We start from the raw sequence: 6,848 nt of genomic DNA, 5'->3' as shown, positions 1-6,848 counted from the left end.
GCGAGAACATGGTGGTGGACCTTTTCAGGAAACCAAATGCCATAATGAAATTGACTGTTCCTTATATTATATGGAAATTGTAGCTCCATCCTTATTATATAAGAGTTGACACTTGAATGAACTGAACGAATGGAACGCCGATGACGCTGATTTTTTATGATTAAATATGATTTCTTACAGAACCAATGCAAACAAACGCTAGTTCATAATTGAGACATGATGGACTTTAGTATAAAGAGAATGCTCCCCTTTAAATACAATCGCTATCATTTTATAAATTCTGACTAAGCCGCGTTAGCGATGGAGCCCGTTGCTTGAACTCTTTTATGGGCGCCATAGCGACCGTAAAAAGTGAGGGGCGAGAGCGCGGTGGTTACCCTTTTCGGGGAACCAAACGCCCTAATGAAATAAACTGCCATGGCTAGCGCTCATTTGCAACAAGTACCGTGACTGATCTATAATAAACCCCCACCCCATAAAACCAAAAGCATTAATTTCACGCATTGTATTATTAGCTTGATAATTCTTTGTGGTTGAGTATTCATAAGGTCAACTACCATACCGACAAAGTTTAAGCGAAAGCTAAAAAAACACCTCCAATTATAATTTCAAACTTAAAAAACTTTAGGCATCAACCTCATTTAAAATCCACAGAATCTTCCAATCGGCAGGAAAAGATTTTACTCAAAAAAACACAATCTACTTACTGTGGCTTTAATTAAAAAAGTCGCTGACGAATTATCTCAAAAAGAAACTTACCACATTCTATTATGCAGCTTAACACCAGTCGCTGACACGGCGTCAACTTATAAAATGGCAACCCAATCGAAAATATAAACTGCACGATCCCAATGATTTATATTTTGGATTGATAGGTATATAATTCATAATACCGACCTTCTTTAGCAATTAATTGGTCATGAGTGCCACGTTCTACAATATGGCCAGCTTCGATGACCAAAATCTGATCTGCTTTTTTAATGGTACTTAAACGATGGGCGATGACAATAGTGGTTCTGTCTTTTATGAGTTCGGCTAAACTTTTCTGAATTAATGCTTCACTTTCGGTATCTAAACTTGAAGTAGCTTCGTCCAAAATAATAATTTTTGGGTTGGCCAAAATAGCACGAGCTATCGCTAAGCGTTGGCGTTGACCACCAGAAAGCTTTACCCCTCTTTCGCCAATCAAGGTTTCTAAACCATCATCAAACCTATCGGTAAATTCGTTGACATAGGCTGTGTTTATGGCCTTATGCAATTCTTTTTCAGTGGCATTGGGTCTTGGGAACATGATGTTTTCACGAATAGTGCCTTCAAATAAAAATTCATCTTGTAAAACAACCCCCAAATGTTGTCGGTAGCTGCTTAGTCTAACTTTCGATAAATCCTGATTATCAATCGTGACTTTACCCGATATTGGGGTCAAAAATGTCGCCGATAATCCTGCAATGGTCGATTTCCCCGAGCCTGAACTCCCTACCAAAGCAGTCACAGAACCCGCTGGCGCTTTAAAATTTATATTATGTAACACTTCTTTCCCTTCAGCATAAGAAAATGAAACATCCTTAAATTCAATATCGCCTTTTAAAGTGTGCAATTGAATCGTTCTTTCTTTGTCATCTTCTTCCGCGGTCATATTCATCAGTTCTTCCGTTCTATCTAAACCCGCCAATGCTTCTGTGAGCTGACTTCCGATATCACTCATTTGCACAATCGGAGCGATCATAAAACCAAGGATTAGAGTGAAGAATAAAAAATCACCTACGGTCATTTCGCCAATCATCATCGAATAACCCCCAATTCCCATAATTCCAGTGGTAGCGACGCCAATTAAAAACGTGGAAGAACTGGTCATCAGAGCGGTTGCGGTTAAACTCTTTTTGACATTTTGATACAATTTGTCAACCCCTTTTTCAAAAACAATATTTTCTTGTTTTTCTGAATTAAATGCTTTAATCACACGAACGCCCGCAAGTGTTTCGGTCAACCGCCCAGTGACCTCGGCATTAATTTTTCCCCGCAATCTAAAAATTGGACGAATAAATTTAAAGGCTTTCAAGGCAATAAAACCAAATATGGACAGGGGCACAAATACAAAGAGTGTCATCCAAGCATTCAGTTTTATCAAAATAATCAAGGATACAATAGCGGTAAAGGAACCGCCCACTAATTGTACCAGACCTGTACCAATCAGATTTCGAACACCTTCAACATCGTTCATTATCCGTGAAACAAGCGCACCAGATTTGGCATTATCAAAGAACCTGATCGGCAGGGACAATACTTTTTTCTGTACTTGACATCTCAGTTCGCTGATTAAATATTGTGATTGTACGCTTAATATTCTGGTCAACAAATAGGACGTTACGGCCTGAATGGTTATGGCGCTTATGACTATAGCGATTAGGGTATATAATTGTGAGTAGTCTTTGTGCGGCACCACGTCATCCAACAAAACTTTACTCTGCCACGGTAAAACCAAACCGGACAAACTCCGTATCACAATCAGGATTAAACCAATAAAAACAATATTTCGTCGTGGCCAAATTATCGTTCTGAAAGCGTGTTTCATTGTGATTTTAGGCTGTGACTTATGTGTATCCTTCGCTGTTTCTTTAAGATGCTGCATGTTTCCTTATAAATAGTAGTGATGTAAAAATACTGATAAATGAAAGCTTAAATGCGCAAACCTCATCAAAAACGTATGAACTATAAAATTTATAGAGTTAACCAATAGCGTCTTCAGAGAATTAAAGATTTTCAATATTTCCATGATAATTTGCACATAATTGACACTGGTCTTTGTCTGAACGAGTGAAGCTCCCAAGGAATCAAAACCTCATCAAATTTCAAGACAAAAAACTGAAGCTCCAACTCATTTATTAACGCATGAGTTTTATAAAATTAAAAAGAAAATAATCGGATTTTCATAAAACACTTTGTCAACACCATCTATTTCTTGTTAACCTCTTGATTTTTAACAGAAGAGATATATAAAAATTGCGTCGGCAATGGTATCTTTGTTATCTCCCCAAACTTTCAGACACTTGAATTCATGTTTTAGAAGGCTAAACTCCCTCTCTAATTTGACAAAAATTAAATAGCTTCTAAAAAAGGAACGTTTATATGAGTCCTGGCTATGATCATTCGCGAATTGATAAAACAGACAAGAAAGCAATTTAATTTTCCTAACGAAAGGACTAACTAAACGTATGAGAGCAAAACAAAACGCTAAACATATTAACTGAATTTAGATCTTTAAACAATTAACACATGAATAAGCAAATCTTCATCAATTTAGCAGTAAGCGACCTCGAAAAGTCCATGGCGTTTTACACTGCACTAGGTTTATCTAACAATCCACAATTCTCTGACGACTCTGGGAAATGTATGGTTTGGAGTGATAACATTTTTGTCATGCTTTTGACCCATGAAAAGTTCTCATCCTTTGCAACCAAGCCCATTGCTGACACCAAAGCCAATTTAGCAGCCCTTTATTCATTATCAGTAGACAGCATTAAGTCCGTGAACAACATAATGAAAGGCGGTTTAAAAGCAGGTGGCATTGAACCGACTGAAATGAAAGACTATGGCTTTATGCAACAAAGAACCATAGAAGATTTTGATGGCCATACGTGGGAAATATTCTATATGGACATTTCAAAATTCCCAAAGGAACACCTGAATGACACTAAACCTTAAATTATTATTATTATTATTATTATTATGGCACTTATCAATCCTTACATCAACTTCAATGGCAATGCCGAAGAAGCCTTCAATTTTTACAAATCTGTATTTGGCGGAGAGTTCGCGCTGGTTAAGCGCTTCAAAGATATGTCCAGCCCAGAATATCCCGTTGCAGAAAAGGAGGCCAATAAAATAATGCACATTGCTTTGCCTATTGGCAATAATGTTCTGATGGCCAATGACGTTCCCGAAAGTATGGGTCGCGTCAATGAAAATGAAAACAGATCTAAAATATCTGTTCACGCACAGAGTCGGGAAGAAGCCGACTCGATATTCAATGGACTTTCAGCCGGTGGTGCTATTGAAGTCCCTATTGGCGACAGTCCATGGGGCTCCTATTTCGGGATGTTCAGAGACAAGTTCGGGATTGAATGGATGATCAATTTTGACCCGAAGCAAAATGGTAAAGTATAAACCTAAAACAATAGCTGCTTAATAGTAGCTTGGAAAAATGACTGATTAAGTTAGTCATGTAAAAAATGAGCGCTTATAAGTCTAAACTATATTTTTTAGCAATATAAAATCCCTCTATATTTCCAAATAGAATGTTGTACTTTTATAGTTAGCGCCAAGAAAAACAATGGCTACTAGCAAACAACCACTTGCAAAAAGTATCACTTTGCATATCAAAATCAACTTAGCCAGTTGTTATGATAACTAAAACCTAACCAACCTATAATGTTTATTTAAAAATGAAAATCTTAAAGAAAATTTTAATCGTACTTGTAGTCATTATTGCATTGCCTTTAATTGTGGCACTTTTTGTTAAAAAAGATTATACAGTTCAAAAAGAAATAGTCATCAACAAGCCAAAACAAGAGGTGTTTGACTACATAAAATATCTGAAAAATCAGGACAATTATAGTAAATGGAACAGCATTGACCCTTACATGAAAAAATCATATAGTGGAACTGACGGAACAGTTGGTTTTGTGGCACGATGGGAAAGCGATAACGACGAAGTGGGTTGGGGAGAACAAGAAATAAAAGCAATTAACGAAGGTGAACGCCTAGATTTTGAACTTCGTTTTCTGAAACCATTTGAAGCTACTGAACCTGCATTTATGACCACTGAAAGTATTGCCTATAATCAAACCAAAGTAACTTGGGGCTTTAACGGACATATGAACTATCCTACCAATATCTGGCTGCTATTTATGGATTTTGAAAAAATGATTGGCGATGATTTACAATCTGGATTATCTAAATTAAAAATAGAGTTAGAAAAATAAAATCATAGAGAGTGTAGTAACCGAGATTGCAATGATTTTTATTGGGACAATAAATAAATAAGATGCAAAACCTAACATTCAAAATCAAAATAAAAGCATCCACAGAAAAAGTTTGTAAATCCCTCTGGGAACAAAACAACAACAAGAAGTGGACTTCCGTTTTTTCTAAAGGAAGTTAATAGAAAACGGACAGCTTTGAACAAGGCAACAGATCCACTTACTCACGCCACGCGGGGACGAAATGCACAGCGTTATAGATAAACTTAAAGTCAATGTATTATTGGTTTTTAAACATTTGGGTGAACTTAAAGATTTTGAAGAAGAACCATTAGATGCAGCTTCGTAAATCTGGACAAATGCATTAGAAAGTTATGAGATAAAAGCAATAGAAAACAGTACAGAACTTAACAGTCCATGTGTCAACTGTTGAGCAATATGTTGACTAAATGAATAAAATATTCACTTTGGCATATCAAGAACTAAAAAAACTATCAGAAAATTAACTGAATTTAAAATACGACGAAATGACAACAATAAACACCTATTTAAACTTTAACGGCAATTGTGAAGAAGCCTTTAACTTCTACAAATCCGTATTTGGCGGAGAATTCACCTATATCGGACGATTTGGCGATATGCCAGCAGGAGACAATCACACAGTTGCTGAAGCCGACAGAAATAAAATTATGCACGTTAGTTTGCCAATTGGCTCGACCATTTTGATGGGTAGTGATACAGGTGGAGATTGTGGTCCTGCATTTGTGCAAGGAAATAATTTTTCAATTTCAATAAACCCTAAAAGTAAAGAAGAAGCAGACAAACTGTTTAAAGGACTTTCAGCAGGCGGGCAAGTAACTATGCCCATGGCAGACACTTTTTGGGGAGCCTATTTCGGTATGTTTACCGATAAATTTGGTGTCAATTGGATGGTAAATTTTGAATCACAACAGCAACATTAAAAAAGGCATATAGCATGAAATTAGAACCTAAGGCGACCATTCAAATTCAAAAACCAGTGGAAGAGGTTTTTGAAGGAATTGTAAATCCTGAAATAATGACCAAATATTTTATTTCAGAAAGTAGCGGGCCACTCGAATCAGGAAAAGAAGTGCTATGGAAATTCCCTGAATTTGAAGATAGGTTTACTATTAAAGAAATTAAAATTGAAGCCAATCGATCCATTTCCTTTGTTTGGGATCCTGAGACCGTTGTGAAAATCCTCTTGGAAAAATCACAGGACAATAGCACCATCGTAAGAGTTAACGAAAACGGAAAGGAAATGAATGAAGAAAACCTTAAATGGGCTTTAGAAAATTCGGGGGGATGGGCAAATTTCCTTGCCTGTATGAAGGCCTATTTGGAGTATGGCGTACAACTTCGAAAAGGTGCATTTGATTTTATGAAAAAGAAATAGAACAGACCACTTTAAAGGTTTCTCCCTATTTCTTTTCAACTTTATTTTATTGTTGTCCAGTTAAAAATTTCGTCGGCCTTCAAAAGATAATGCTGATAAAGGATTTTAAACGTTATGTACGTTTATGTCAACATTTTTCATTTTTGGGAAATGCTAATAAAACACTAATTTCCTAGTAAATTTAAATTTATAAAATCTATGCTTTAAGTGTTTTGGGGTTTGTGTCTTGATTCCTGGATCTAACAGCGAAGCGATCTTGATTCTTTTCTTGACAATACTGCTTTTAATTATAAAGAATTATCATGAAAGATGAAAACACCACGGTTAATTTAATTGTGCTCGTTGCATATACAATTCAACCTACCAAAACCGATGATGCTCTTTCTGGCTTCACTGAACTCATCAATCAAGTTAAACAGGAGCCGCACTTTGTGAATATAAAACGCCATGTT

At 36.3% G+C, this 6,848-nt stretch carries 6 protein-coding genes; 5 read left to right on the top strand and 1 reads right to left on the bottom strand.

What is annotated here, in order from left to right:
* Positions 1-856: 856 nt before the first annotated feature.
* Positions 857-2,629, bottom strand: a complete 1,773-nt coding sequence (locus ABIQ28_RS14765; RefSeq protein ID WP_348038647.1) for an ABC transporter ATP-binding protein — start codon at positions 2,627-2,629, stop codon at positions 857-859.
* Positions 2,630-3,273: 644 nt separating this feature from the next.
* On the opposite strand from ABIQ28_RS14765, the gene ABIQ28_RS14760 reads away from it, so the two are divergent.
* The 5 genes from ABIQ28_RS14760 to ABIQ28_RS14740 all read left to right on the top strand — a co-directional run bounded on the left by ABIQ28_RS14760 (position 3,274) and on the right by ABIQ28_RS14740 (position 6,396).
* Complete coding sequence (locus tag ABIQ28_RS14760; protein WP_348038645.1) at positions 3,274-3,702, top strand: VOC family protein; 429 nt, start codon at positions 3,274-3,276, stop codon at positions 3,700-3,702.
* 24 nt (positions 3,703-3,726) lie between these two features.
* Entirely contained in the window at positions 3,727-4,164 is a 438-nt protein-coding gene (locus ABIQ28_RS14755; RefSeq protein WP_348038643.1) for a VOC family protein, read from the top strand.
* Positions 4,165-4,442: 278 nt separating this feature from the next.
* Entirely contained in the window at positions 4,443-4,982 is a 540-nt protein-coding gene (locus ABIQ28_RS14750) for an SRPBCC family protein (protein ID WP_348038641.1), read from the top strand.
* Positions 4,983-5,506: 524 nt separating this feature from the next.
* Positions 5,507-5,941, top strand: a complete 435-nt coding sequence (locus ABIQ28_RS14745; RefSeq protein WP_348038639.1) for a VOC family protein — start codon at positions 5,507-5,509, stop codon at positions 5,939-5,941.
* A 14-nt stretch (positions 5,942-5,955) separates the two neighbouring features.
* Positions 5,956-6,396, top strand: coding sequence for an SRPBCC domain-containing protein (locus ABIQ28_RS14740; protein WP_348038637.1), 441 nt, complete (start codon positions 5,956-5,958; stop codon positions 6,394-6,396).
* Positions 6,397-6,848: the final 452 nt, after the last annotated feature.

Source organism: Gelidibacter sp. (genome assembly GCF_039916245.1).
GTDB lineage: Bacteria > Bacteroidota > Bacteroidia > Flavobacteriales > Flavobacteriaceae > Gelidibacter.
Note: the sequence above shows the minus strand (reverse complement) of the source record. Positions and strands in the feature narration are given on the sequence as shown.

What these genes read in the sequence shown, in the direction of transcription:
- ABIQ28_RS14765 (WP_348038647.1), bottom strand. Translation starts at nt 2,629, where the DNA reads ATGCAGCATCTTAAAGAAACAGCGAAGGATACACATAAGTCACAGCCT.
- ABIQ28_RS14760 (WP_348038645.1), top strand. Translation starts at nt 3,274, where the DNA reads ATGAATAAGCAAATCTTCATCAATTTAGCAGTAAGCGACCTCGAAAAG.
- ABIQ28_RS14755 (WP_348038643.1), top strand. Translation starts at nt 3,727, where the DNA reads ATGGCACTTATCAATCCTTACATCAACTTCAATGGCAATGCCGAAGAA.
- ABIQ28_RS14750 (WP_348038641.1), top strand. Translation starts at nt 4,443, where the DNA reads ATGAAAATCTTAAAGAAAATTTTAATCGTACTTGTAGTCATTATTGCA.
- ABIQ28_RS14745 (WP_348038639.1), top strand. Translation starts at nt 5,507, where the DNA reads ATGACAACAATAAACACCTATTTAAACTTTAACGGCAATTGTGAAGAA.
- ABIQ28_RS14740 (WP_348038637.1), top strand. Translation starts at nt 5,956, where the DNA reads ATGAAATTAGAACCTAAGGCGACCATTCAAATTCAAAAACCAGTGGAA.